Annotated in this window: 24 protein-coding genes; 17 read left to right on the forward strand and 7 right to left on the reverse strand. The window is 49.9% G+C overall.

Going from position 1 to position 24,999, the window contains the following annotated elements:
* The first annotated feature begins 20 nt into the window (after nt 1-20).
* The 5 genes from BMY11_RS01015 to BMY11_RS01035 all read left to right on the forward strand — a co-directional run bounded on the left by BMY11_RS01015 (nt 21) and on the right by BMY11_RS01035 (nt 6,090).
* Entirely contained in the window at nt 21-797 is a 777-nt protein-coding gene (locus BMY11_RS01015) for a sugar phosphate isomerase/epimerase family protein (RefSeq protein WP_090572613.1), read from the forward strand.
* A gap of 6 nt (nt 798-803) precedes the next feature.
* Nucleotides 804-1,934 carry a Gfo/Idh/MocA family protein gene (locus tag BMY11_RS01020; protein ID WP_090572614.1) on the forward strand — a complete coding sequence of 377 codons (1,131 nt, stop codon included), beginning with the start codon at nt 804-806 and terminating at the stop codon, nt 1,932-1,934.
* A 78-nt stretch (nt 1,935-2,012) separates the two neighbouring features.
* Complete coding sequence (locus tag BMY11_RS01025) at nt 2,013-4,439, forward strand: beta-galactosidase (protein WP_090572615.1); 2,427 nt, start codon at nt 2,013-2,015, stop codon at nt 4,437-4,439.
* A gap of 249 nt (nt 4,440-4,688) precedes the next feature.
* Nucleotides 4,689-5,720, forward strand: a complete 1,032-nt coding sequence (locus BMY11_RS01030) for a glycoside hydrolase family protein (RefSeq protein WP_090572616.1) — start codon at nt 4,689-4,691, stop codon at nt 5,718-5,720.
* Between the two features lie 22 nt (nt 5,721-5,742).
* Entirely contained in the window at nt 5,743-6,090 is a 348-nt protein-coding gene (locus tag BMY11_RS01035) for a VOC family protein (protein ID WP_090572617.1), read from the forward strand.
* Between the two features lie 65 nt (nt 6,091-6,155).
* On the opposite strand, the gene BMY11_RS01040 is transcribed toward BMY11_RS01035, so the two are convergent.
* Together BMY11_RS01040 and BMY11_RS01045 are read right to left on the reverse strand one after the other, a co-directional pair.
* Nucleotides 6,156-6,839 carry a phytanoyl-CoA dioxygenase family protein gene (locus BMY11_RS01040; protein WP_090572618.1) on the reverse strand — a complete coding sequence of 228 codons (684 nt, stop codon included), beginning with the start codon at nt 6,837-6,839 and terminating at the stop codon, nt 6,156-6,158.
* Between the two features lie 133 nt (nt 6,840-6,972).
* The gene (locus BMY11_RS01045) at nt 6,973-7,611 is read right to left on the reverse strand and encodes a phosphatase PAP2 family protein (RefSeq protein WP_177182443.1); all 639 of its coding nucleotides are present in this window, start codon (nt 7,609-7,611) and stop codon (nt 6,973-6,975) included.
* A 127-nt stretch (nt 7,612-7,738) separates the two neighbouring features.
* On the opposite strand from BMY11_RS01045, the gene BMY11_RS01050 reads away from it, so the two are divergent.
* The 7 genes from BMY11_RS01050 (at nt 7,739) to BMY11_RS01075 (ending at nt 16,484) form a co-directional block, all read left to right on the forward strand.
* The gene (locus BMY11_RS01050) at nt 7,739-8,422 is read left to right on the forward strand and encodes a response regulator transcription factor (protein WP_090572620.1); all 684 of its coding nucleotides are present in this window, start codon (nt 7,739-7,741) and stop codon (nt 8,420-8,422) included.
* On the forward strand, nt 8,415-9,806 hold the full coding sequence (locus BMY11_RS01055) for a sensor histidine kinase (protein WP_090572621.1): 1,392 nt from the start codon (nt 8,415-8,417) through the stop codon (nt 9,804-9,806). The genes BMY11_RS01050 and BMY11_RS01055 overlap by 8 nt, the downstream gene beginning before the upstream one ends.
* Nucleotides 9,807-9,903: 97 nt before the next feature.
* A complete protein-coding gene (locus BMY11_RS01060) occupies nt 9,904-13,011 on the forward strand; it encodes an efflux RND transporter permease subunit (protein WP_090572622.1) in 3,108 nt (1,035 codons plus the stop codon).
* 422 nt (nt 13,012-13,433) lie between these two features.
* On the forward strand, nt 13,434-13,664 hold the full coding sequence (locus BMY11_RS29620; RefSeq protein WP_143069186.1) for a spore germination protein: 231 nt from the start codon (nt 13,434-13,436) through the stop codon (nt 13,662-13,664).
* Between the two features lie 35 nt (nt 13,665-13,699).
* Complete coding sequence (locus tag BMY11_RS01065) at nt 13,700-14,836, forward strand: cation:proton antiporter (protein WP_090572623.1); 1,137 nt, start codon at nt 13,700-13,702, stop codon at nt 14,834-14,836.
* Nucleotides 14,837-14,954: 118 nt separating this feature from the next.
* On the forward strand, nt 14,955-15,395 hold the full coding sequence (locus tag BMY11_RS01070; protein ID WP_090572624.1) for a DUF6526 family protein: 441 nt from the start codon (nt 14,955-14,957) through the stop codon (nt 15,393-15,395).
* 108 nt (nt 15,396-15,503) lie between these two features.
* Nucleotides 15,504-16,484 (forward strand): LacI family DNA-binding transcriptional regulator, encoded by a 981-nt coding sequence (locus BMY11_RS01075; RefSeq protein ID WP_090572625.1) that lies wholly within the window; start codon nt 15,504-15,506, stop codon nt 16,482-16,484.
* A gap of 83 nt (nt 16,485-16,567) precedes the next feature.
* Here BMY11_RS01075 and BMY11_RS01080 read toward each other — a convergent pair whose 3' ends face one another.
* Entirely contained in the window at nt 16,568-17,833 is a 1,266-nt protein-coding gene (locus BMY11_RS01080; protein ID WP_090572626.1) for an MFS transporter, read from the reverse strand.
* Nucleotides 17,834-17,938: 105 nt separating this feature from the next.
* On the reverse strand, nt 17,939-18,814 hold the full coding sequence (locus BMY11_RS01085) for a helix-turn-helix transcriptional regulator (RefSeq protein ID WP_090572627.1): 876 nt from the start codon (nt 18,812-18,814) through the stop codon (nt 17,939-17,941).
* Between the two features lie 150 nt (nt 18,815-18,964).
* Between BMY11_RS01085 and BMY11_RS01090 the strand changes: the two genes are divergently transcribed.
* The 5 genes from BMY11_RS01090 to BMY11_RS01110 all read left to right on the forward strand — a co-directional run bounded on the left by BMY11_RS01090 (nt 18,965) and on the right by BMY11_RS01110 (nt 22,915).
* Nucleotides 18,965-19,795: a phytanoyl-CoA dioxygenase family protein gene (locus BMY11_RS01090; RefSeq protein ID WP_090572628.1), complete on the forward strand. Its 831-nt coding sequence runs from the start codon at nt 18,965-18,967 to the stop codon at nt 19,793-19,795.
* Between the two features lie 151 nt (nt 19,796-19,946).
* On the forward strand, nt 19,947-20,219 hold the full coding sequence (locus BMY11_RS01095) for an autorepressor SdpR family transcription factor (protein WP_090572629.1): 273 nt from the start codon (nt 19,947-19,949) through the stop codon (nt 20,217-20,219).
* 3 nt (nt 20,220-20,222) lie between these two features.
* Entirely contained in the window at nt 20,223-20,861 is a 639-nt protein-coding gene (locus BMY11_RS01100; protein ID WP_090572630.1) for an SdpI family protein, read from the forward strand.
* Between the two features lie 75 nt (nt 20,862-20,936).
* Complete coding sequence (locus tag BMY11_RS01105; protein ID WP_256217256.1) at nt 20,937-22,460, forward strand: MDR family MFS transporter; 1,524 nt, start codon at nt 20,937-20,939, stop codon at nt 22,458-22,460.
* The gene (locus BMY11_RS01110) at nt 22,457-22,915 is read left to right on the forward strand and encodes a GNAT family N-acetyltransferase (protein WP_090572632.1); all 459 of its coding nucleotides are present in this window, start codon (nt 22,457-22,459) and stop codon (nt 22,913-22,915) included. The genes BMY11_RS01105 and BMY11_RS01110 overlap by 4 nt, the downstream gene beginning before the upstream one ends.
* 82 nt (nt 22,916-22,997) lie before the next feature.
* Here the strand turns inward: BMY11_RS01110 and BMY11_RS01115 are convergent, their stop codons facing one another.
* Genes BMY11_RS01115 through BMY11_RS01120 form a run of 3 tightly spaced genes read right to left on the reverse strand, consistent with a single transcriptional unit; the run spans nt 22,998 to nt 24,953 of the window.
* Nucleotides 22,998-24,314, reverse strand: coding sequence for a PH domain-containing protein (locus BMY11_RS01115; RefSeq protein ID WP_090572633.1), 1,317 nt, complete (start codon nt 24,312-24,314; stop codon nt 22,998-23,000).
* Nucleotides 24,311-24,472 carry a hypothetical protein gene (locus tag BMY11_RS28675; protein ID WP_177182444.1) on the reverse strand — a complete coding sequence of 54 codons (162 nt, stop codon included), beginning with the start codon at nt 24,470-24,472 and terminating at the stop codon, nt 24,311-24,313. Before BMY11_RS28675 ends, BMY11_RS01115 begins: the two co-directional genes overlap by 4 nt.
* Nucleotides 24,456-24,953: a PH domain-containing protein gene (locus BMY11_RS01120; RefSeq protein WP_090572634.1), complete on the reverse strand. Its 498-nt coding sequence runs from the start codon at nt 24,951-24,953 to the stop codon at nt 24,456-24,458. Before BMY11_RS01120 ends, BMY11_RS28675 begins: the two co-directional genes overlap by 17 nt.
* Nucleotides 24,954-24,999 lie beyond the last annotated feature (46 nt).

The following is a 24,999-nucleotide window of genomic DNA, read 5'->3' on the forward strand; positions in this document are numbered from 1 at the left end:
ATAATCAGGAGGCTATGTACATGAAATATTCCATTCCATCTTATTCGTTTCACGGTTTGCACAGCGAAGGCAAGATCGATCTCTTTGGCTATTTCGAAACGGTCAAGTATCGATATCATCTGGATTCAGCAGATATTTGGAACATGATGTTTAAGAGCTTTGACGATGATTACTTACGCAAACTTCGGGAAGCGCTGGATGAAAGGGAAATGTACGTTGCCAACCTGTGCGTGGATGCTGCAGAAGTGTGGGATGTAGACCCGGAGAAGCGCGAGCAGTTCTACCGGAACGGGCTGGACAACCTGCGTGCAGCAGCCATCTTAGGTGCACAGACTGTTCGTATAGATATGGGCGGCCGCACGCTGGACATGTCGGAGGAGCAGTTCGAGTACACGGTGAATCGTTACAAGGAATATTGCGCTTTTGCTGAGGAGCATGGATTCATGGTTGGACCGGAGAATCACTGGGGCACTTCGCGCGACCCGGAGAATATTCGCAAGCTGGTAGAAGCGGTCGATCATCCGAACTTCGGCATTCTGCTCCACTTCGAGAACTGGGATTCGGAGAAGGAGAACGGCGACCGTCTCTGTGCGAAATACGCATTCCATACGCATCTGGCGGCATGGGTTATTCCGAATTGCGATGAGAAGCTTGCGCTTCTGGAGGAAGTCGGCTACAAAGGCCATCTTGGCATTGAACATCACTCGTCGAAGAACGAATATTCGCAAGTGGCATGGCAGTATGCGACTGCGCGCAACACCTATAATCTGATGCAAGCCAAAAAGTTAGGGGTGTAATCGAAGATGGAGACGCGGAAAATCAGAATTGGTATTATCGGTGCGGGAATAATCAGCAAGGAGCATTTGGAGAAATATGAGCAAATCGAAGGCGTGGAAGTCGTTGCCCTCTGTGACACCAATGAAATGCAGCTGAAGAAGATGGCGGAGCAATTCGGCGTGCCGCATACCTATACTGATTTTCGTGAGCTGCTGCAGCGTGACGACCTCGACGCCGTTGACGTCTGCCTGCATAACAATCTGCACGCGCCGATTACGATTGCTGCACTGGAAGCGGGCAAGCATGTTTATTGCGAGAAGCCGATTGCCGGCTCCTATGCGGACGGGAAGGCGATGATTGATGCGGCGGAGCGTCATGGTAAAATGCTGCATGTCCAGCTGAGCTTCATCTATCAGATCGAAACAATGGCTGCGAAAATGTTGATCGACGAGGGCAAGCTTGGCAAGCTATATCATGCCCGGTCGACGGGTCATCGCAGACGCGGCCGTCCTTTTGTCGATGGTTATGCAACGAAGGAATTTAACCGCAAAGCTACCGCATCTGGCGGTGCTTTGTTCGATATGGGCGTTTATCGCATCTCGCAGCTGCTCTACTTGATGGGCTTGCCGAAGGTGAAGACGATTACCGGCAAGACGTATCAAGAGGTTGCGATGGATGAGAAACGTAGAGAAATAAGCGGATTTGACGTGGAAGAGCTCGGCGTTGGCTTCGTTCGTTTCGAAGGCGGGCTGACGCTGGATATTATCGAGGCTTGGGCGATTCATTTGAACGGCTTTGAAGGCAGCAGCCTCGTTGGGAATGTTGGCGGAGTGAGGCTCCCGGGGCATACAAGCCAGGGCGATACGCCGTTTAGCTATCATACGCAGGTAGCGGACATGGATATGGATGCGACGTTCGATCTCGGCTATGCGAATTACCGCTGGCATCAGCTGCGTGACAATACCGATGCGTACGATTCGTCGCAAAAGCATTGGATCGCGGCGCTTCAAGGCCGAGTCGAGCTGCTGCCAACCGCAGAGATTGCGCTGCAGACGATTCTTGTGAGCGAAGGCATCTATCTCTCTGATCGGTTGGAGCGGGAAGTGACAGCGGAAGAAGTTATTGAAGCTTCTGTGTCGACAGCGATCAAACTATAAATTATAAATTCAGCTTGAGCTAGCTAGCTGCTAATTGAGTGGCTAGCTGGCTAGCGTCAGTCAGGAGAATATATACGGATGATTGAAATTCGAGATAAGCAAATCATGATTGACGGGAAGGCTACGCTCATTATGTGCGGCGAGGTTCATTATTACCGGCTGCAGCAGAGCGAGTGGCAGGATCGCATTGATAAGCTGAAGGATGCTGGCTGCAATGCGGTTGCTTCCTATGTGCCGTGGCTCTGTCATGAGCCCTTGGAAGGGCAGTTCGATCTGGATGGACATTCGCGGCCGGAGCTTGATCTTGGCGGATTTATTGATCTATGCCGCGATAACGGACTGTATTTCTTTGTCCGCCCAGGCCCATTCATTATGGCGGAGATGAAGAACGAGGGTATCCCGTTCTGGGTATACGAGAAGCATCCGGAAGTGATTCCGTATGGCTGGGATGGAGCGGCGGCAACGACGCGCACGCTCGATTATTTGGCGCCGGGCTTCTTAGCGGCCACGCGCGATTGGTATGCTGCGGTTATGGCAGTGGTAGCTCCGCGCCTTTATGGATCGGCAGGAGGGAACATTATCGGTGTGCAGCTCGATAATGAGATCGGCATGCTCTCGTGGGTCAGCAATTGCCCCGACCTGACAGAGCATGTTGCTGCGGACTTCGCGGCATGGCTTGCTCGCAAGTATGATGACATTGCGCTGAGGCAGCGGTATCCGTTTGAGCTGGAGGATGCTGAAGTGCGGCTTGATGCTTTGCGTTCGCCGCAGGAGAGCTATTCGGCTGAGTTGATGCATGATCTGGGCTATTATATGCGGGATCGTTTCGCCCGCTATGTCGCTGTGCTTCGCGGCTATGCGGAGGAATTCGGCGTTCGCGATGTGCCGTTCTTCGTGAACATTCATGGCACAGGCGGCGGACGTGGATTCACGTATCCGATTGGTATCAGCCAGCTGTATGAAGCGTATACGCAGGCACCGGGCTATGTGTCCGGCTCCGATATTTATTTTGGAGATTTGACGATTAGTAACTTCCAAGACTTGTACTTGATTAACGGTTTCATGGACGCTGTTCATTTGCCTGATCAGCCGCTCACTTCGTTGGAATTCGAATGCGGCGACGGCAATTATGGCAACAACTTCGGCGGTCGCTACGATGTATCGGCAGCTGATTTCAAGACCCGGATGTGCATTGCGCAGGGTAATCGGATGATCAACTACTACTTGCTAACTGGCGGCATCAATTACCGGATGGATCAGAAGCTCGGCGACGGTAATGACCGGGTCGCTTTTACAGGTGAGCGCCATGGCTTTGCAGCACCGATCAGCCCGGAAGGCGAGCTCAATTATACGTATCCGCGCATGAAGCGCGCCATTCATACGATGATGGCAGTGAAGGATAAGCTTGCGGTCATGCGGGAAGAGCGGGACGCTGTCTCGTTCGCGTTCATACCTGACTATTACATGACAGAATATCGTTATCCGCAGAGTGAGCGAATGGCGGACATTGTAAGCAATATCGAAGCGAATCGCAGCAGCGGCGGCTGGGAGATTATGGCGCGATCCATGCTGCTTGCTGGCTACAGGTTCAGCTCAGTCGATATCCAGAACAAGCTGCTTCTGCCGGAGCAGACGCCAGTGCTGGCTCTGCCATGCGCTCGATATCTGAGCGCAGACATTCAGCGGAAGCTTGCCGACTATGTGACGGCAGGCGGCGGATTGCTGCTGTACGGCGAGGTGCCTCAGTATGACATGGAAGGCAAGTCGTGCACCGTTCTAAGCGATGCTCTCGGCATCCGCGTGCTGGGGGCAGCCCAGAACGGACCGCATTCGTGGCCGTCCATTATGGCATGCGGTTGGGCAGCGGGGCGCCCAGAGGTACATACGCACTTCGCGCAGCATTTGGAGCCGGGATCGCATGAGGTTATTATGCGGTTATATGATACCGACGTAGTATGCGGCGTAGACGCTCGTGTAGGCAAGGGACGTGCAATTGTTATTGCGGCGGCTTATAACAGCTGCGATGTTCAGTTGTTCCAGACAACGCTTGAACGATTGGGAGCAACGGCTGGCCTGACGCATGATCATCGGGACATGGGCTTGTTTACGACTTTAACCGTGAACGCTGATGGCGAGCGATTCCTGCATGTGCTCAACCTGGACGGCTTCGACAAGGAGTTTCATTTGTTCGAGAACGGCAAGAAACTACTTGGCGGGCAACGGTTGCATATCGCTAGTAAAGACGGGGTCATGCTCCCGCTGAATGTGAGCTTTGGCGACGTGCGAATTGCGTATGCTACTGCGGAGATTGCGGAAGTGGCGGAGGATGCAATCCGCTTCCGGCTCACGCAGCCGCAGGACGTCATCGTATTTGTAACGGAGCGTGAAATCGCTGCGAGCGATGATTATTCGGTGGAGGAGCAAGGCGGTGCGAAGCTCGTCCGATCAGGTAAGCACGCGAAGGTGGACGACTCTCTAGTCGTCCGATTCGAAGCGACGAAGTAACAACGAAAGAAACCGACCCCTGTGGTCGGTTTCTTTTTGTTCTATCCAGAGGAATGCATTTCACCTGATGAAGGGTACGGAGTACCTCACTTCCACGAAATATCGGTCAATTTCGCCAAAGAAGGGTAGTGAGTACCCCTCATCAGTCACCTCTAGCAAATCGGAGTCTCCTCTGAAATTATCTCTTGTCAAACTCACACCAGTAGGTGTACAAGTAAGGAGATTGAAAAAAATGGAAGGTGGTTAGGAATGCAATTCCAAGCTCAAGTGGAGCATTTGAGAACGCCTCACAAATGGGGACGCCCGGTGCTGCAGGCTTCCGGAACGCCGGGACAATTCGATTCCTTGGCGGTCGATTGCCCATTCGTCTTCTACCATCACGATCAATTTCATATGATGTACATCGGATTTGACGGCTCCGGCTATCAGACGGGACTTGCAGTTAGTGATAATCTGCTCGATTGGTCGCCGAAGGGGATTATGCTCGAACGCCTCCAGGGAAGCTCTCGCTGGGACCATGTTGGAGCTGCTGGCTCGTGGCTATTGCTAGAGTCCAACGATTTGCACTCCGTTCCGCGGCTGAAGAAGCTGAACAACAAGTACTGGATGATCTATCATTCGTACCCGGAAGTCGGCTATGAAGCTGGCGGTGCGGTCATGGGGCTCGCTTGGTGCGAGGATGAAGAACTGCTGCAATGGCACCGGCTAGACGAGCCAATCTTCACCTACGAGAACGGAGAGCCTTGGGAGCTAGGCGGTTTGTACAAATGCTGCGTTATCGTACATAACCACCAATACTACATGTTCTACAATGCAAAATGCACCGGTGAACCGTGGACGGAGGAGACGGGAATTGCAACCTCGACAGATCTAATTCACTGGACGCGTCACGCAAGCAACCCGATAATCGCTGTCAAACAAAGTACTCATTACAGTCAATTTTTCAGCGATCCTTGCGTGAAGTTCGACGATACGCAAGGCAGATGGGTGAACTTCGGATTCGGCTTTGACAGCCACCACGCGCAAGGGGCGCTTGCTGTATCAGACGACGATCTCCTGCACTGGTCCATTTACCCAGAACCTTGGATCAGCCATGGCTCACAGGGCGAGCTCGACGAAACTCATGCGCACAAATCCTCCGTCATCTACTGGCGAGATACGCTGTATCACTTCTACTGCGCCTGCAGGCCGGCTCAAGAAGGGGACCGCGCCGTTATCCATTATGGCGAGAATAACCGAGAGTTCAGATGCATCACCGTCGCAACGAGCAAGCCACTTTAAAAGAGGTAATAGGAGGGCGAATATGAATCCGATTTCTAACCAAATTGGCGGTGTCTTTATCCCCGTAAGTAATGTGGAACAAGCACGTGATTGGTATTGCGATATTTTAGGCTTGCCGACAGATGGTGAAATTTATTTTGGTCATATCTTTGTTCTACCAATGGAAGGACCAAACATTGTACTGGACAGCAAAATCTACGCTCCCGATCACATTTACAAAGTTCCTGCATTTCAATTCCGAACAGAAGATATTCATCAAGCCTATGCCTATATGCGGGCAAAAAATGTACAGTTGATAACTGATATCGAGAACGATCATTGGTTCAATTTCAAAGATCCAGACGGTAACTTATTGATGGTGTGCAAATAACTCAAAAGGTCCGGTCACAGCTACCTATCATTAGGTGGCGTGGCCGGACCTTCTTCCTGTTTCCATTAGCCGCCGCAAACAACGAAAGCAGCGCCTGCCCATTCATAATCCGGGTCTTCCTTCGTGCCATCCTTGTACGTCGTAATGAGCGCCCATCGTTCTTTGCCGCTCACATTCGGATAAGAAGCGTGGAACAGCAGGTCATGGAAGATAACTGCATCACCTCGGCGCGCCTCGAAGTCGACGATCTTTTCCTCCGCAATATACTGCCTATCAATCCGATTGTCGAAACCAAGATCATCCGCTACTTCGCCGTCATGCGAAACCGTACCTTGTTGATGGCTGCCAGGAACGAGCCGTAGACAACCGTTGTCCTTCACCGCATCATCAAGCGCGATCCAGACAGAGAATTTGTGACTGCCGTCCCAATAGGGATGATCCTGATGCCATGGGGAGCCGAAGTCAGTCGCTGCATTTTTTAGTACAACTTTATCGCTTAAGAAAATAATATGCCCCCCAATAATCTCTCTCAGAGCTTCAACTAGCTCAGGCTTAACGGTCGCCTGTTTGAAAAGTGGGCTTCGTAGCGTCATTCCGACGAGCACACCGGAAGGCCCTGTGTCATTTGCTTTCACTATGTTCACACATTCCGTTTTGAACGCTTCAACTTCTTCCTCCGTATACAACTGCCTCATGATGTAATAGCCTTCCTGATCGAACTGCTCCTTAACCGAACGTTTCACGATCACCTGAACTCACTCCCATACACATGAAATGGATAGAATGCCAACTAAAAATGCAAATAAAAAAGCAGATCCATCTCGGCTCTGCTTTCTCTAAGTTGAACTAATTCTATTAGGCTGTAGATATTCGCATCAGATGCTACATATTAGCTCGCTGCGGCATTGGCTTTGCTCTGCGGAAGAGCCCTACACGATCTGCTCGCGATACGAGGCGGTAGAAGATATCTGCAAGCAGGATGCCGCCGATCGCATCGAATAGGACATGCTGCTTCACGAAGAACGTCGATAGAATAATCGTAGTCGACATGCCGTAAATAAGCAATTGATTCAAGCGGCCACGGAACTTGCTCGTGTACAGAGCCTTCATCACGAGATAACTGGAGAAGCAATGAATGCTGGGGAAGCAGTTAAACGGCAAATCCCGACCATATACGTAGCTGAGCAATCGCGTGAACGGGTCCGTTCCTGAGATCGCAGGGCGCGGCACTGTCGTCTGGAATACCATATAGATGCCATAGCAAGTCAAGGCGCAGATCACATACGTAATGAGCGTGCGGCGATAGACCGCGGGTTCTTTAATAAAGAAATAGATGAGACAAAGATAAATATAAAAAATCCATACAGAATACGGCAGCACGAATATTTTGACGAGTGGTATGGCGCGATCGAGATCGGTAACTAAGCTATATACTTGGGTGGTTGGCTTGTTGGTCATTGCATACAGCCAGCCCATCACCGGGAAAATAAGCATACTGATTAAAGGCACAAAGCGTTTCATTGGCCCCTCCCTCACCTTATTCATGATGTTCATACTAGCAAGTCATCTAGCAATCTTGTAATAATAAGATATTGTGATAGAGGTTGCAAGTATAAAAAACAGACAAAATGCGAAGAGGGCGTAAAAAATGGCAAAGATTGCGGTTGTTGATGACGAAGCGCACATTAGAGAGCTTGTTAAGCTTTATTTGAACGATGAAGGGTTCGATATTGCTGAGTTTGCAAATGGTGAAGCGGCTTGGAATTATCTCTCCACTCACCAGGTTGATATGGTCATTCTCGACATTATGATGCCGCAGATGGATGGCTGGGAGCTGTGCCGCCGGATTCGCGCTTCAAGCGACATGCCGATTCTGATGATTACGGCAAAAGGCGAGTCAGAGGAGAAAATCAAAGGGTTTCAGCTAGGCACCGACGATTATATGACGAAGCCGTTCGATCCGATGGAGCTTGTCGTACGGGTGAAAGCACTGCTGCGGCGCTTCCGGATAACGGCGTCGCAATCGGTGCCGATTGGCAGGCTCGTGCTTGATCGCGCCAGCTATCAGGTCATATATAAGGAATCCGGCGCTGCCGTGACGATCCCGCTGAAGGAATTCGAGCTGCTGTACAAACTTGCGAGCCATCCCGGTCAGCTGTATACAAGGGCGACGCTAATTGAACAAATTTGGGGCTATGAGTATGAGGGGGATGAGCGGACGGTTGACGTACATATTAAGCGGCTTCGGGAACGATTCTCCGAGGAAGAGGCTGCCTTCCGCATCGTAACGCTGCGCGGCCTCGGCTACCGGCTTGAGGTGCTGCATGATTAAGTCGTTATATGTGCGGACGGTCTTTATTTTTATTTTTGCGGTGATGGTCAGCTTGCTGTTGGCTTTCTTCGTGGCAACGCAGCTTTATAGTAACCAAGTGCAGGACCTCAGCGATTCTCAGATGATTGTAACCGGCAAGCAGATTATTTCGATTATTCAAAAGCTGCCGCCGGGCAACTCTGAAGTGTTTGAAGCCGCCGTCACGATGCCTAATTTCCGAGTCAAGATCGTCGACCAGACAGGTGCGACGATTGCCTATAGCGACGGTGGTAGCGGTAAGAAAATGCCAATTTTGGACAGGCAAGTGAATCAAGTCATAAGTGGCGGCGTTTATCACGGGACGGTATCGCCGGATCGCAAGCAGCGTGGTCCGGTTCATTTTCTCACTGGACTGCCGTTTCAGTATCGTGACAAACCGTATGCGCTCTTCATCTCGCCCGAGATCGACAAGCTGCTCGAGCTGTTTCGGAAAGTAACGTTTACGATACTGCTCAGCGTGCTTGCTGTGGGCAGCTTGCTCAGCGTCCTTGCATCCAGCTATATCGTAAAGCCGGTTCAGCGGCTAACGATCGCGACGAAGCGGATGGCGCAAGGCGATTTCGCGCTCACGCTGCAGTCGAAGCGTAAGGACGAGATCGGCGTGCTGACGGCAAGCTTCAATGAGATGGCGGGATCGCTGCGGATGATTGATAAGCTGCGCTCGGACTTCGTCAACAACGTCGCTCATGAGTTCCAGTCGCCGCTCACGTCGATAACCGGGTTCACGAAAGCACTGCGAACGAAGACGATGGAAGAGGTGCAGCGCCAGCATTACCTCCAAATTATTGAAGAAGAGAGCCAGCGCCTATCCCGGCTTAGCGCCAATCTGCTCCGTCTTTCCGTGCTTGAACATGATAAAAAGCCCGCTCATCCTTCGACTTTCCGTCTGGATGAGCAGATTCGGCGAATCATCATTGCAAGTGAGCCACAGTGGCATGCAAATGGGCTTACACCTGATCTGACACTTGACGATGTGACGATATTTGGAGACGAGGATAGTCTCAATCAGGTGTGGCATAATTTGATTAGCAACAGCATTAAATTTGCGAAGAACAGCGTGCTTGCCATATCGCTTGCTGTGCAGGAGGGTATGGCTGTTGTTACGGTTAGCGACCAAGGCAAAGGCATTCCGCAAGAAGAGCTTGCGCATATTTTCACCCCTTTCTACAAGGTCGACAAGTCGCGTGATTATGCGGTAAAAGGGAATGGGCTGGGCCTATCCATCGTGAAACGGATTGTTGAGCTCCACGAAGGAACGATTGAAGTGAGCAGCAAACCGGATGTGGAGACCGTTTTTACAGTGCGATTGCCGTTGAACAGAACTTTTGTGAACACGGATTCCTAAGGATAGACAAAAATTTGTAACGCCCAGTACATATTGAGTTCAAAAATGTACTGTATAGTTGCCGTATAAAAACCATATAGAGGAGAGACATCACACCATGGCGTGGCTTAGTCGATTTAGTTTAAGAAACAGTGTAGCAGTCATTATATTGTGTTTGCTCGTTCTAGGACTTGGCTTCTTTTCGGCAACAAAAATTCAACAGCAGACATTCCCGGACGTTGATTTCCCGGCGATTGTCATCTCGGCAGTCAGTCCTGGAGCTTCTACGGAGGAGATTGAAACCGAGATTACGAAGCCAGTCGAGGAGAGCCTGCAAGGACTTAAAGGCTATGACTCACTGACAAGTACAACCTCCGAGAACTCGGCAAGTGTTATTTTGCAATATCCGTTTGGAACGAATATGGAGGATAAAGTAAAGGATGTCGAGACGGCAATCGCTAAGGTTGAGAAGTCCGACAAAGTGAAGCTGTCAGTTCAGCGGCTATCCTTCGGAGCAGCTCCAATCTATGAGGCTGCAGTATTCTCGTCAAAGAATGATCCTGAAGCTCTTCAGAAAGAGCTTGAGACTGGGGTCGTACCGAAGCTTGAGAAAATTGTTGGAGTTAGCTCGGTTACGCTGAAAGGCGCGATCTCGCAAGAGCTGCGCATTGAAGTGGACAAAGAGAAAGCAAGCAAGCTCGGCATTTCGCTCAGCACCATTCAACAAGCGATTCAACAGCTCGACTTTGCAGTGCCGCTTGGCTCTGTGACAGAGGATGACACTTCGATACCGATTCGTCTGGTCGGTAAGCTGTCTAACTTGCAGCAAATTAAAGATCTTGAGTTGTCAGCTGGCGGCGGAGCTGGAGCAGGTGCAGCATTTGGCGGCGGTGCAGGTGCAGGACAAGCTGGTTCTGGCGGCGGCGCGGCAGTAGCGAAAGTAAAGCTGTCGGACATCGCGAATGTAACAACGATCTCGAAGCAGGATGAAATTGCACGCTTCGACGGTCAAGAAAGCTTCGTCATTCAAGTTGCAAAGACACAGGATGCGAATACAGCTGATGTATCGGATGACGTTAAAGACGTGCTCGAGACTTACAAAACAACAGCGAACCTTGATATTCACTTGATCCAGGACCAAGGCGCGGAGATTAAGAAATCAGTTTCATCGCTTATTCACGAAGGACTTTACGGTTCACTCTTTTGTGTCATCATTATATTCCTGTTTTTGCGTAATATACGGGCGACATTAATCTCCATCATTTCACTGCCGATCTCGGTATTCGCAACGATCGCGCTTATGAATCAGATGGGCTACACGCTCAACATTATGACGCTTGGCGGTATTGCCGTTTCGATCGGCCGTATCGTGGATGACAGTATCGTCGTAATCGAGAATATCTTCAGATGGCGCCAGGAAAAAGGCCAGGAGATGAACGGTAAGGAGCTTGCTTATAAAGCGACGAAGGAAGTTATCGGTGCTGTCGGCTCCTCGACGATTGCAACGGTTGTTGTATTCCTGCCGCTGGCATTCGTTACAGGCATCATCGGTGAGTTTTTCCGTCCATTCGCCATATCGGTCGTTATCTCGATCGTTACATCGCTTCTTGTTGCGATGATGCTGATTCCGGTCTTGGGCGCGAAATTCTTCAATCGTATTAAGCCGCACAAGGAAGGCGGCCGCTTCATTAACTTCTACGAGAAAGTAATTCGCGGTGCTCTTCGCCGCAAGGCTTGGGTGCTCTCTCTCTCTGTTGTCATCCTGATCGCTTCATTCGGCACGATTCCGCTGCTTGGCGTAACGTTCTTGGATGCAGGAAGTGTGCCTTCAATCGGTATTAATTTGACAATGCCGTCACAGACTTCTCTTGATCAGACGAACAAAACCAGTGAGAAAGTGGAAGGCTATCTGAAGGATTTGAATGGCGTCGATAACTATACAGCAAGCATCGGCGGTGCAGACAATCCATTCGTGAAGATTGGCAATACGTCGAATAAAGCAAGCTTCGCGGTGCAATTCAAGGAAGGTACAGTCATGGACAACATGATTGATAACGTTAGTAAAGATTTGCAAGCGATGTTGAAGAAAGAATCGCCAGAAGCGGTCGTTAACGTCACGGCAGGCGAGCAGGCCGGCCCGCCTTCAGGCAACGGTGTTGATGTAAGCTTATACTCCGATGATCTGACGGCACTGTCCAAAGCAGCGGTTCAAGTTGAGAACTTAATGAAAGCAAACAGCGACATGAAAGATATCTCCAACAACTTGAAGGATGTTACGCCGAAATGGGAGATGGCGCTGAATAAAGAGGGCAAGGCGCTGAATGTTTCGTCCATGCAGGTTATGTCGGCTGTAAACGAACAGCTTCGCCCAGTTGATGTCGGCACTTTCACGCTGGATAACAAAGCTCGCGACATTACGATGTCGTACATGCAGCAAATTACGAACAAAGAACAGCTGGAGAGCATTTCCATTCCTACGATGGGTGGCATGAAGCAGCTGAAGGAAATCGTGGATATTACAGAAGCGAAAGCACCTGTAGCGATCAACCACGAGGATTTGAAGATGTATGCACAAGTAAAAGGTAACGTGAAGGATGCGAGCAAGACTTCAGCAGCGACGAAGACGATCACAGACGATATTAACAGCCTATCGCTGCCAAGCAATGTTGAAGTGAAAATCGGCGGCGGTCAGGAAATGATCAACAGCGGCTTCCAAAGCATCGGTATTGCGATGGTTGCGGCAATAGGTCTCGTATTCCTCGTCATGAGCATGACATTCGGCGGCTTGCTGACTCCGATCATCATCCTGTCGTCGCTGCTCTTCGTACCGGTCGGTTCCCTTGGAGCGCTTCTCATTACAGGAAATGCGCTGTCCATGAGTTCAATGATCGGTATGCTGATGCTTGTTGGTATCGTTGTTACGAACGCAGTCGTTCTTCTGGACCGTGTCGAGAAGAACCGCAAGTCTGGCATGCCGGTGCACGAATCGCTGGTCGAGGCGTCCAAAACACGACTAAGACCGATTCTAATGACGGCCTGCGCAACCATTCTAGCGCTGCTGCCGCTAGCGTTCTCGGAATCGTCGACAAGCCTGATCTCTGGCGGACTCGCGATTACTGTAATCGGTGGTCTAACTACATCCACACTGCTTACGCTCATTGTCGTGCCAGTTATTTATGAACTGACAGGCAAGCGCCGCAAAGTGGAGAAGGAAGTTCAATTCTAATTCATTGAAACAGCGAGCATGAAGAAGAAAGCGACCGCCGTAATGGCGAGTCGCTTTCTTGTTGTTTATGCATAGAAGTCCCCCTCGGCGCTCAAAATATGGGGTAATCTCCATGATTGTGACAGAGGGCGAGGTGTGTTCATTGCATCCAAACATGCAAACGATTAGTCAAGCATTTGGTCCTAGCTCGGATTTTAAAATACGAACGATCGAAGAAAACGGTGAAATAAGAGCCTCGATTTTTTATATAGACGGGATAATTGTAAAAGAAAGTACATGAGCTTCTTTACCCCGAAGATATTTTATTAGCTCCTCTAGCAGAGGTTATCGTTCTGATATCGCTGTTCAAAATTCTGGTCGACGGGTTATGTCATCGGCACTCTATTTCAAACCCGCGAGTTATCTTCGTCCATCTTTACCTTATGTTTCGTGTACTCGGTTGCTGCTGCTCTGACCGGAACAATGGGTGGCCTAGTGTTGACTACAGTAACATTCATACATATCACAATGCTATGCTGAAGAGCTTTACAGTTCCGTATTTGAGCCCTTTAATCCCTTTTAAACCACAGGAGCTTCGCGATGTGTTCTACCGTTCGAACTTGAAGAAGCTGATCAACAGCGAGAATTCCTACACGAGAAGAGTGAAGCGTTAAATGGGGTTACTGAGGAAAGGGCGTGAGTATCTGCGATGCTGATCTATCAACTCGTTATTATTTTGATCGCTTCCAAGCTGGCAGGCCACCTGAGTGTGCGTCTTGGACAGCCTTCTGTCCTTGGGAAGCTGCTGGTCGGCATATTGCTGGGACCGACGGTTCTCGGTCTTATTACGGAGACGGATGTTTTAACGGAACTTAGCAAAATCGGCGTCATCCTGCTCATGTTTATAGCCGGTTTGGAAACGGATTTGGAGGAATTTAAACGAACGGGGAAATCCGCTGCCTCTGTTGGCATAGCCGGTATCATCTTACCCTTCGGGCTCGGTTATTTAACCGGTTATTGGCTGGATCTGCCTAACTTCGAAGCGATCTTTCTAGGTCTGCTGCTTTCAGCAACGAGTGTCAGCATCTCCGTTCAAGCTTTGAAGGAAATGGGGAAATTGAAGTCGCGTGAAGGCTCGACTATTCTGGGGGCGGCCGTCATCGATGATGTGCTTGTTATTATCGCCCTGGCTTTCGTCATGAGCTTCTCTGGCGGCGATGTGAATTTAGGACTCATCATACTGAAAAAAGGGTTGTTCTTCGCCATCGCGATCCTGTTCGGCTGGTTTGCCGTACCGTGGTTTCTTAAGAGATTCTCGTCGCTTCGCGTGACGGAGACCGTTATTTCCGCCGGGCTTGTCCTTTGCTTCAGCTATGCATACTTTGCAGAATATACCGGAGTTGCCGATATCATTGGCGCATATATTGCAGGCGTCGCGATCAGCGTGACCGATTACAAGCATGAAATATTCGAGAAAGTAGAGAGCATCAGCTATTCGATCTTCGTTCCTGTTTTCTTTACCTCCATTGGCGTGTCGGTGGAGCTGAGCGGCTTGTCAGGCCAGTACGGCTTGATCGTCGGACTAAGCTTGATCGCGATTATCTCGAAGCTGGCTGGGGCGGCAGTAGGTGCAAAGCTTTCGGGCTTTAGCTGGAGACCAGCGCTTGGTATTGGCTCGGCGATGGTCTCGAGGGGAGAAGTAGCGCTCATCATTGCGGCGATCGGTCTCGATGCTGCTCTGTTGAACAAGAGCATGTTCGCGGTCATCGTCGTAGTCGTGCTCGTGACGACGATCGTTACTCCGCCTTTGATGAAGTTGTTTCTTAAAGGGGAGGCTGCAGGTTAAGCAACGCCGCAAAGTAAAGAAGGACATTCCATTCTCATTGTTGAAGTAGGAAGCGACCGCTGTAATGGCGAGTCGCTTTCTTGCCTGAGAAGCGAACATAACATATGGAGGGGTTATAATGAGTAAACAAGTTCAGAACTATCAGAACCATCGTCGGTTTCACCCGCCGTTCCATTTTGTGCTCACGTTATTGAACGCAGCGTTTCTAATCAGTGCAATCTGGGAACTTGTCCGAACAATTAAAGACAATGGTCCGCTATTGCCAGCTGTTATGTTTGTCCTGCTTGCACTGATCTCCCTATTTATCTTCTTGATCATTCGCTCTTATCCGCTCAAAGCACAGGATCGCGCAATTCGGTCGGAAGAGAACCTGCGCCATTACGTACTGACAGGCAAGCTCCTTGATTCGCGTCTCACTCTGAACCAAACGCTTGCGCTGCGCTTCGCTCCTGATGCGGAGTTTCCAGCCCTTTGCAACAAAGCGGCAGCAGAGCAGCTAACACCAGATATGATCAAACGCTCCATTAAGAGCTGGAGATCCGATAACGATCGAATCTAGTCCGGAAGCGAATGGAAATTCGTTGTCACTCTTTATCGGATGAACTAGAATAAATCTAATATCCGTAAAAATAATCCCAATTGACATCGAAGGTGGAGTTACGTACACATGCGTGCAACGATCAAGGATGTCGCCAAGAAGGCGGGAGTTGCTGTATCGACAGTCTCCTATGCCATGAATAACTCACCGAAGATTAGTGAGGAGACGCGCCGCAAAGTCCTTCGTGTTGCGCAGGAGCTTAATTTCAGACCGAGCGGAGCTGCAAGGAATTTAAAAAAACGCAAAACCAATACGATTGGACTGTTCTTGTACGATCTAGGCGGGCCTTTCTACAGCCAAGTCATTGAAGGGATACAAGAGGTCGTCACCTCGCACGGGTTCAATTTGGTCGTCTGCAGTACGTTCGGCGGCGAGAACAGCTCTGCGCATAGGTTTATTAAGGAGCAGTTCGTCGATGGCGCTATCATTATGGGCTCGCAAATTAGCGACAGCCTGATTCTACAGTCGGCATCGGAATCATTCCCGATTGTCGTGCTCGACCGGGAGCTCAAAGGCGATTATGTGCATAACGTCCTTATTACGTATGAGCAAGGCGCTTACGATGCGGTTTCCCATCTCATCAAACTCGGACGCCGCAAGATCGAGTTTCTTAGCGGACCTGTCACTTCCTTTGACAATTCCCTTCGCTACAACGGTTACAAACGGGCGCTTCAGGAGCATGGATTGGAAGTGCCGAGCCGAATCAGCTTGTTCGGACGCTGCATGGAAGTCGGCGGCTATCAGGCGGTAAAGGTGATGCTGGCTGGCGGCCAGCCGCCGGATGCGCTCTTCGCGGCGAATGATGAGATGGCAATTGGCGCTATTCGTGCCCTTACTGAGGGTGGCGTTCATGTGCCGGATGACATTGCGGTTGTCGGCTTTGATAATATTATTCTTGGGCCTTATATTAATCCACCACTTACAACGGTTGGTCATTCCAAATATGAACTGGGTGCGATTGCGACGCAGCTCATCTTCAGTGCGCAAAAGGAAGGGAATTCGATTCTGCTTCCGACGCAGCTCATCGTCCGGGGATCATGCGGGGCTTAGCAGGTCACGCGGCAACAAATAAAGCAGCAGTCTCGTACGGTTCAGCGCCGTAAGCGAGACTGCTGCTTTTTTCTTGTTAACTGTTAATGGGTCTCCATGCTAGCTGCCGCTTCCTTGCCAGCATCCCCACGCAGCGGCTGCTGTGCGAGTCGCGCTGGACGGTTCAGAAACGCATGCACGCTGAACGAAATCGCAGATACAGCCGCTGTTATGACGGCGAGCCATGCGACTGGCGTCAGCTGTCCGATGTCGTACAGATGGCCCATCAAATACGGGCCAATGACACGGCCGACGGAGCCAATGCCGCCGGCAAGTCCGAGATAGAACGGCGCATGCTTGCCGCCGCGTTCACTCAGAAATGCTGGAATCGCTGGAGCGATCAGCATCTCGCCGAGCGTCGTCAGCACCATGCCGGCGATCATGCCTATGAAGCTATGCATACAGAGGATGACGACATAGCCGCTCAAGTAGAACAAGCTGCTGGCTGTCAGCTGAGCCGTAATCGTAGGTGCGGAGAGCCGCTTGATAAAGTTCGTGACCGGCTGGGCGACGAAGATCATAATCCCGTTTAGCGTCCACAGGTAGCCGAACATCTGCTTCGGCAGCCCTTCGCTAATAATGAAGGGTGAGACGCCCGTATTCCAGATGCTGTTACCGAGGTTAATGAGCATGCCGCCGAGCGCCATAAACAGATAGAGCCGCACGTCGAGCAGAAGCGACCAGCCGCTGGCGTTCTCGGGGGACAGCTTCTTCAGCTTGACGCCGCCTGCAGATGAGCTAGTTGTACCAACTCGCTGCAGATAGATCAGGAAGAAGAAAGCGAATAGCCCGGAGCTGACGCCGTTCATCGTGAAGCTGAGCGAGTACGAAATAACGGCAAGAAAGCCGCTGAGCGCCGAACCGATTGCTACCCCGATATTGTTCGCGACGTAGATGACGTTAAACAGCTCTCCGCGCCGGTCGGCAAACCGGAAGCCGATGAACGCTTGAATCGCTGGCATTGACGATGAATTGAACAAGCCAATCAGACCCATGGCAGCGATAAAGATAGGCCAGGATTCGCTTAACATCGGCAGCAGGAGCAAGAAGATTGCATTCAGCGCCAGTGCACCGATAATGAGGCGTTTCACGCCAACCTTGTGGTAGAGCGATCCGCCCAGCAGCTGTCCAGCGATGCCGCCGAGCGATTGGACCAGAATGACGAGCCCCGCATCGGACATGCTTCTGCCGAGCTGGTCGAAGACGAACATCGTCACGAGCGGCCACATCAGCGCGCTGCCGATTGCATTAATGAGGCTCGCGAGCAGGAACACTTGAATTTCTTTCGGATAATGGCTAAAGATGCGCATAGCTAGAGTTCTCCTGTTACGTTGTAGAATAAGAGATGCAGGGATCGAAAAGTTAAATAATTAAACATAATGGAATCTATTATACTTGATAAGCGCAAGTCGTGCTTAAGTCGTTTTCTTCCATTGTGACGGTGATACCCCGATATATTTCTTGAATACCGTTGCAAAATGCTGGCTCGTCTTGTAGCCGAGATCCATCGCAACGTCCGTCACATTCGATCTCGGCTCGCGAAGAAGCTCGCATGCGCGGTTCATGCGCAGCCGGTCAATGTAGTTCGCAGGCGACTGCCCGTGCAGCGCATGGAAGAGCCGGTAGAAATGCGACTCGCTGACGCCTGCTATATCAGCGAGCTCCTTGTTCGCCCAGCGGCGCTCAGGCTCCGCCTCGATGAGGCCCGTTAACGCGAGCATCGCATCGCGCAGCTCGCTCTGGATCTGGCGTTCCGCTCGCGGATATAGAAGCTGCAGTACAATATCGGCAAGATGATGGCGCACGCGGAATAACGGAGCAGGCAACTCATCTGATACCAAGCTGCGCAGCGCTTCGAATTGATCTCGCATGCGGCTGTCAACGTTAATGATGCGCGGCAACTGACGTAGGCATGCCGCAAGCTGCTGGCGCTCATCATCGCCAAACGACAACCAGCCCGGCTGCTCTGCAGGATCCACGATGATCACCCACCAAATGCTGCACGGCTCGATATAGTTCAGCCGCGCCCGGTGCCACTCACCGGGGCGGGTATGAAAGCATTGTCCGGTATTGGAAGGATAGATGTGCTCATCGACTTCCCAGGTCACTTTGCCTTTCTCGACGAAGACGAATTCGTAGCATCGTTCATGGTTATGGTCATAGAGCGGCGAAGCCTCATGAAAGCGATCATAACCAAGCGTGACCAGCTCAGGCAGACTGCTGTAAGCCCCATTCCCTTCTGCATTCCAGTTATACTCCCAACGATCAGCATGGATTTTACTTTTGGCCATGAAGGACAGCTCTCCATTCGTGTCTATTCATCTCTTTATGTTTCTAATCCTATTTGATAGATATTCGGAAGTCAACGAATACAATGCTGGACTACAATGGGATTGAAGCAGTATTCATATGATTTTTTCGGAAGAGGTGTCCACTACATTATGGCAGTCATTTCGTATCAAGTAACCGAAGAAGATAAGAAGCAGTTCAATGAGACAGGCTATTGGATCAGCCCGAAGCTGATCGATGATGATACAATTGAGCGTCTACGTCACGCGCATGAGCGAGTATGGAGCAAAAAGTACGACGGTTTCGGACTTCCGATGCACCACTTGCATCTGTCCGACAATCCGCTCGCGATTCGTAAATTCGATAACGGCTGGTGGATTAACGATGAAGTTCGGGAAGTCGTAACCGACCGCAACCTCGGCCACATGGCTGCTGATCTGCTTGCCGAAGATGAGATTCGCCTATGGCATGACCAAGTTATCTATAAACCGGGCACGAACGGCCAAGAGACATCTGCAGGAAATGTCGGCTGGCATCAGGACTATGGCTATTGGCGCTGCAGCAGCACGCCGAATATGGTGACGGTCTGGATCGCGCTGCAGGATACCGATCTGAATAACGGCGGGATGTTGACGATTCTCGGTTCCCATAAGTGGGGAGCCGTTGAAGGCAGCGATACCTTCTTCGAGCAGGATATGAGCAAGCTGAAAGCCAAATTCGCAACTCGAGATTGGGTAGAGGAGCCATGCATCCTGAAAGCGGGGCAAGCTAGCTTCCATCATGCGCTCACTTTCCACGGTTCGGGACCGAACCTCACCGACGAGGCGCGCCTCTCTGTCGTTGCGCATCTGATGCCGGGCCATACGCATTACCGCGAGGGCAGACAACGTCACGATAACCTGCGTTTCCTTGGTGCTCGCCCTGAGCCAGGCATGCCTTTCAATAACGATGCTTATTTCCCGAAGCTATATTCAAGAACGTAATGTACTGCAATCACTTGAAGAGCCGAGGCGCCCTTAACCAGGGTGCTTCGGCTCTTCGCTATTCCGGGCATCTCTTGACGAGACTGGCACAAAGGACTACAGTTTAATTATATATTTAGCCAAATGTCTAAATAATAAGGAGGCGTGGGCCTTGAATGAAGCCTTTAAAGCATTAGCGGACCCAACGCGAAGACATATTTTGCAGATTTTGCGGGACAGGAGCATGACTGCTGGTGAGATTGCCGATCACTTCAATATAAGCAAGCCAAGTATCTCCCATCACTTGAACCTGCTTAAGCAAGCCGGCCTGGTGCTTGATGAGCGCAAAGGCCAGTCCATCATCTATTCGCTTCACACGACGGTCGTGGAAGATGTGATCGGCTGGATGTTCGGTATTATTAACAATCAGGAGAAGAGGGATTGAACCATGAAAGGATGGAAAGATATCCTGTATACGGTTGTCGGTATCTCGCCGGCAGTCGGTGCATTAATCGCGTATCATAAGCTGCCACAGACGGTTGCGACTCATTTTTCGGTGAATAATGAAGTGAACGGCACCATGGGCAAAGGCATGTTCGTGCTGGTACTGTTTCTGTTAGGTCTTGTTCCGTTCGTCATGCGCGTCGTAAGAGCGGTTGATCCGAAACGAGAAAACTATAACAAGTTTAATACCGCGTTTGAAATCCAAAGACTTGGCGTTACGATTGTGCTGGCTGTTGCCGGCTGGGCGGCGCTTGTTTATAATCTCGGGCACTCGATCGACATTCGGTGCATGATTATGATTGCCATTGGCGTGCTGTTCATGGTGATGGGCAACTATTTAACCCAAGTGAAGTCGAATTACACCTTTGTCATCCGCACACCCTGGACGCTGGCAAGTGAAGAGAATTGGCGCAAAACCCATCGGTTAGGCGGGCCATTCATGATGCTCGGCGGCTTGATTGCGTTCGTCAGTGCCTTTGTGGAAGGGCGGACGGCAGTGATTATTTTTGTGGGGAGTATCGTAACTACCTCGCTCATTCCGATTGTTTATTCCTATTTGCTGTTCGCTCGAACCAAAAAATAAATGGATTTCTAAGTTGGGTTAATATTCCGTTCATATTTCCCCGATATTATGATTAGAGCTAAGGAGGCTACATCATTGAAGCAGAACAACAAAACATTAATCTTGATCGGACTTATGATCGGCGTTGTTTTCTCAGAGTTGGATGAGACGGTTGTATCCACAGCAATGCCGACGATTCTCCGCGACTTAGGCGGTCTTGCCCTATATGGCTGGGTCGGCGGCGTCTACATGCTTGCGATGACGTCTTTCATGGCGGTACTTGGCAAGCTGGCGGATTTGTATGGAAGGAAGAAAATTTACCTTGTTAGCATGGCGCTGTTTATTGGCGGCTCCATCATTAGCGGGCTTGCTCCATCGATGGAAGTGCTGCTAGTCGGCCGTGGTATTCAAGGGATTGGAGCGGGCGGACTGATGCCGCTTGCGATGGTCATCTTCGGCGATACGTTCCCGGTTGAACAGAGGGCGAAGATTCAAGGGCTATTCGGTGCAGTCATGTTCATCCCGCAGCTGCTTGGACCGCTCATTGGCGGCTTCTTCGTAGAGCATATCTCGTGGCACTGGATCTTCCTCGTGAACATTCCGGTCGGCGTCATTGCCGCGATTATTCTCTCACTTGGCTTGCAAGAAACGAAGGTGGAGCGGAAGATCACCATCGACTGGGCAGGCGCGATCTTGCTCGTTGCCGCGCTTATTAGCTTGCTGCTTACACCGGTGCTGCATCAGACAGAAGGCTACGGCTGGACAGATCCGGTTATTCTTGCCTTGATGGCAGTCGGCGCAGCGCTGCTCGCCGTGTTCATCTTCGTGGAATCGCGTGCGAAGGAGCCGATTCTGCCGCTTCATCTGTTTAAGAACCGCAATTTCGTCGTGCTCTCGGCACTTATGTTTGTATTCATACTTGGCCTAATGGGCGCGTTCGCATCGTTCCCGTTCTTCGCGCAGAACGTGCTCGGTCTCTCGCCTACAGTTGCCGGCTACTTATCGCTGCCGCTCATGATCGGCGCAATCGGAGCCAGCGTCGTGGCAGGTCGTTTCATGACGAAGGTGCCGTACCGCAATATCTACATCTTGTCATTTATCCTGCCGATAATCGCGTTTTACTTGCTGACGACTACGAATGCACACACACCAATCATTATGTTTGTGATGTATTTTATAATCCTCGGTCTTGGCTTCGGAACGATGTTCAGCAACCAGCTTATCGTGCAGGAATCGGTTGAGAAAGAGCATAACGGTATCGCACAATCGTCGATTACATTGTTCCAATCCATCGGGATGACGATCGGCTTCAGCGTATTCGGTTCCGTGCTGGCTGCGAATATTACATCTGGCCTCACGAAGTTAGCTACTAAGTTGCCGGATCAGGCTGCAGCAATCGCAGGCATGGCGACCGGTACGATTCCGAAAGGAACGGATCCATCGCTCGTTGAGCAAGTGAAGGATATTTTCGCAGGTGCTTTCCATAATCTATACTGGATTGCATTCGTCTTGGTTATAGTGGCATTCTTCATCTGCTTTGGACTGAAGAAAGAAGTGCTTGCAACGACATCGGCTGAAAAAGTGGATGAGGACGGCGAAGGTTCGGTAAAAGCGGTATGATAGCTGCTATCGATTTGAACGATGAACCGCAAGTGAGAGAGCTGCTGAATGTGCAGCTTCTCTCCTATAATGTGGAAGCACGGTTGATTGGATTCTACGATATTCCGGGCCTGCGTGATACAGTGGACACGCTGCAAGCTTGCGGGGAGCAGTTCTTCGGCTATTGGCAGCAAGATGCATTAGCAGGAGCAGTATCCTTCAAGGATGAGAACGGCTGCATCGACATCCACCGGCTTGTCGTGCATCCCGACTTCTTCCGCAGAGGGATTGGCGAGCAGCTTGTGAGCCATGTGCTGGATACATTCCAGCATCGCGCTGCGAGGTTCATCGTGTCCACTGGAGCTGCTAACTTGCCGGCGATACGGCTGTATACGAAGCTCGGCTTCGTGGAGCAGCGCAAGGTGGAGGTTGCTCCGGGGTTCTTTATTGCGGAGTTTGAGAAAGCGGTACAATAAGCAAGATATAAACCAGCAAAAGGCAAGCTCACTTTGTGAGCTTGCCTTTAAAGTTAATGGCTACATTTCAATATGCCGAACGTTACAGCGAAAGCTTCGTAGGCTGGCTCCCGTTTTTGTACCAGCTCATGATTTCCCCGGAATCATTCGGCTCAATGCCTCTAATGACATATTCTCTTGTTCTAGAGGGTTCATCAATTTCTACTTCAAGCGTTCGCAAGCCTAATTGACGTTGCATGCGATTCTCTGTAACAATCAAAGCTTCTATCGCCTTGCGAAGCACGAATATCGATGTTGTAGTCAAGCCGGCTTTGACTATAACCAATTGATTATTCACAATTCCCCACTTGCTTCTGCTCGTAATAAAGGCTCTGTAGAGCATGATAGCTGCAACAAGGAGAACAATGAACCATAGCTCCGGAACGAACATGGAGGCTACTGCCATTCCTAGCAGCAGATACCCGAACGGATAAAGCATGCTATAAATAATTGCACGACGCTTTCGTTTTTCACCTTTTGGCTCAGCGATTTGAAACTCAGGAAGCAATCGATGCAGGATAGGACGTAATTCATTTTTTTGTAAGGATGGAATTAGAATCTTTGTTTTAAAATCTCCGCCATATCCTACACAATCGATCCAAATCGAGGCGTAACCAAACCATCGGCTAAGCGGCTGCTCTTTGATCCGAACAGACTGGATTTTAGTAACGAGTATTTGAATTTTTCGCTTCTCGAATAGTCCATAGTTTATCGCTATCGTATTTTCGTGCCGGCTTACATTCCAACCGTGGTACCTGACCATAATGAGTACGACAGAGAGTAACCAGGATAATAGCGCACAACCGCCAATGACGGTAATCAAATCCAGTAAAAATTGTCCGATGTTGCTGGAAAATAAGTGCAACAATTCATCGAATGTTTCGAATGTTCCTTCTATTGTTAAATCCAATTCGTCTGATGTCTGCGACGTGAATTTATTAATATACTGAAGAGCTGTCAAGACGAAAGGGATACCGAGCCAGAACAAATTTGAACTAATGGAAAGCATAAAGATACCTTTTATCGAGATGGTGGTTGTGTTTCCTGTTAGCTCCTCTTCACGGATGAGGTTGCTTTTTTGACGAATATACGACGTAAACGCCTCATATTTCTTACTGGAAATAACGAGCCTTGCATCCGCATCCTCATTCGAGTCTGATGTTTGAATACTTACTTTCATAATCCCCAGCAACCGATACAGCCAGTTTTGGTGGGCATCCAGAGTTGTGATGTTACTAATTGGGATCGATCTCTGTAAGGTACGATACACACCGCTTTTTAAGACAAGTGTACCGTTAAGCAAAACATAGGTTTCCTTATACCAAGAAATATACGACCAAACGATAACCGTAATCGTCACGAAGCTGCGATTAGATAAACGAAGTTCGATTGTGAGCCGGTATTTCCTTTGATTTCGTTAATGATGAAGAGCGAGATTGGAATAACGAGGTTTCTTGCAAACTGGTATAGCTTGAGAAGAAGAGCAATGGGATGATGACGGTTAATCCGCGTATTCATTGGAATCACCTATTTTAGCTTTTTGGATGATGAAGTTCCTTATTTTTTCTGCTCGATCATTCGCTAAACCATAGATGCTGTGTGCTCCTCCAGCTGTAGTTATGACCAATTCAACCAACCCGTAATGCCGCATGATCAGATTCTCTTCGATGTCGACATGCTGAATTCGGTTCATAGGAATAAGACTGCTCCTTCTGCCGAGAATACTCCCTTTTCTGATGAGGATTTCGTCTTCGGTCACAGTATAAGAGTATATGCGATATTTGCGCTGTGCTCCCACCGTTTGAAACCAAATAAACACGAAGAGCAGCGCGAGCATGAGTAATGAAACTACAACGGTGATTTCCCAATATTTAGGGACCCACACGGCGACAATGACAATTAGCGAGATACCTATCAGCTCATAGAACCCACAGCGCAATCGCATTCTTAACTTCCAATATTGAATGAGCATTGGATTTAACTGCTGCTCTTTATCCATTTACAAATTTCTCCTTTTTCTTTTAGTATAGCTGATCTGTGTGTCT

This window comes from Paenibacillus sp. OV219 (assembly GCF_900110075.1).
Classification (GTDB): domain Bacteria; phylum Bacillota; class Bacilli; order Paenibacillales; family Paenibacillaceae; genus Paenibacillus_Z.

Excerpts from the sequence above, each read along its gene's own strand:
- BMY11_RS28675 (WP_177182444.1), bottom strand. The coding sequence starts at position 24,472 with ATGAATACGCGGATTAACCGTCATCATCCCATTGCTCTTCTTCTCAAG.
- BMY11_RS01090 (WP_090572628.1), top strand. The coding sequence starts at position 18,965 with ATGGCAGTCATTTCGTATCAAGTAACCGAAGAAGATAAGAAGCAGTTC.
- BMY11_RS01085 (WP_090572627.1), bottom strand. The coding sequence starts at position 18,814 with ATGGCCAAAAGTAAAATCCATGCTGATCGTTGGGAGTATAACTGGAAT.
- BMY11_RS01080 (WP_090572626.1), bottom strand. The coding sequence starts at position 17,833 with ATGCGCATCTTTAGCCATTATCCGAAAGAAATTCAAGTGTTCCTGCTC.
- BMY11_RS01075 (WP_090572625.1), top strand. The coding sequence starts at position 15,504 with ATGCGTGCAACGATCAAGGATGTCGCCAAGAAGGCGGGAGTTGCTGTA.
- BMY11_RS01060 (WP_090572622.1), top strand. The coding sequence starts at position 9,904 with ATGGCGTGGCTTAGTCGATTTAGTTTAAGAAACAGTGTAGCAGTCATT.
- BMY11_RS01035 (WP_090572617.1), top strand. The coding sequence starts at position 5,743 with ATGAATCCGATTTCTAACCAAATTGGCGGTGTCTTTATCCCCGTAAGT.
- BMY11_RS01055 (WP_090572621.1), top strand. The coding sequence starts at position 8,415 with ATGATTAAGTCGTTATATGTGCGGACGGTCTTTATTTTTATTTTTGCG.
- BMY11_RS01050 (WP_090572620.1), top strand. The coding sequence starts at position 7,739 with ATGGCAAAGATTGCGGTTGTTGATGACGAAGCGCACATTAGAGAGCTT.
- BMY11_RS01110 (WP_090572632.1), top strand. The coding sequence starts at position 22,457 with ATGATAGCTGCTATCGATTTGAACGATGAACCGCAAGTGAGAGAGCTG.
- BMY11_RS01100 (WP_090572630.1), top strand. The coding sequence starts at position 20,223 with ATGAAAGGATGGAAAGATATCCTGTATACGGTTGTCGGTATCTCGCCG.
- BMY11_RS01025 (WP_090572615.1), top strand. The coding sequence starts at position 2,013 with ATGATTGAAATTCGAGATAAGCAAATCATGATTGACGGGAAGGCTACG.
- BMY11_RS29620 (WP_143069186.1), top strand. The coding sequence starts at position 13,434 with ATGTTTCGTGTACTCGGTTGCTGCTGCTCTGACCGGAACAATGGGTGG.
- BMY11_RS01015 (WP_090572613.1), top strand. The coding sequence starts at position 21 with ATGAAATATTCCATTCCATCTTATTCGTTTCACGGTTTGCACAGCGAA.
- BMY11_RS01030 (WP_090572616.1), top strand. The coding sequence starts at position 4,689 with ATGCAATTCCAAGCTCAAGTGGAGCATTTGAGAACGCCTCACAAATGG.
- BMY11_RS01045 (WP_177182443.1), bottom strand. The coding sequence starts at position 7,611 with ATGAAACGCTTTGTGCCTTTAATCAGTATGCTTATTTTCCCGGTGATG.
- BMY11_RS01065 (WP_090572623.1), top strand. The coding sequence starts at position 13,700 with ATGCTGATCTATCAACTCGTTATTATTTTGATCGCTTCCAAGCTGGCA.
- BMY11_RS01070 (WP_090572624.1), top strand. The coding sequence starts at position 14,955 with ATGAGTAAACAAGTTCAGAACTATCAGAACCATCGTCGGTTTCACCCG.
- BMY11_RS01120 (WP_090572634.1), bottom strand. The coding sequence starts at position 24,953 with ATGGATAAAGAGCAGCAGTTAAATCCAATGCTCATTCAATATTGGAAG.
- BMY11_RS01020 (WP_090572614.1), top strand. The coding sequence starts at position 804 with ATGGAGACGCGGAAAATCAGAATTGGTATTATCGGTGCGGGAATAATC.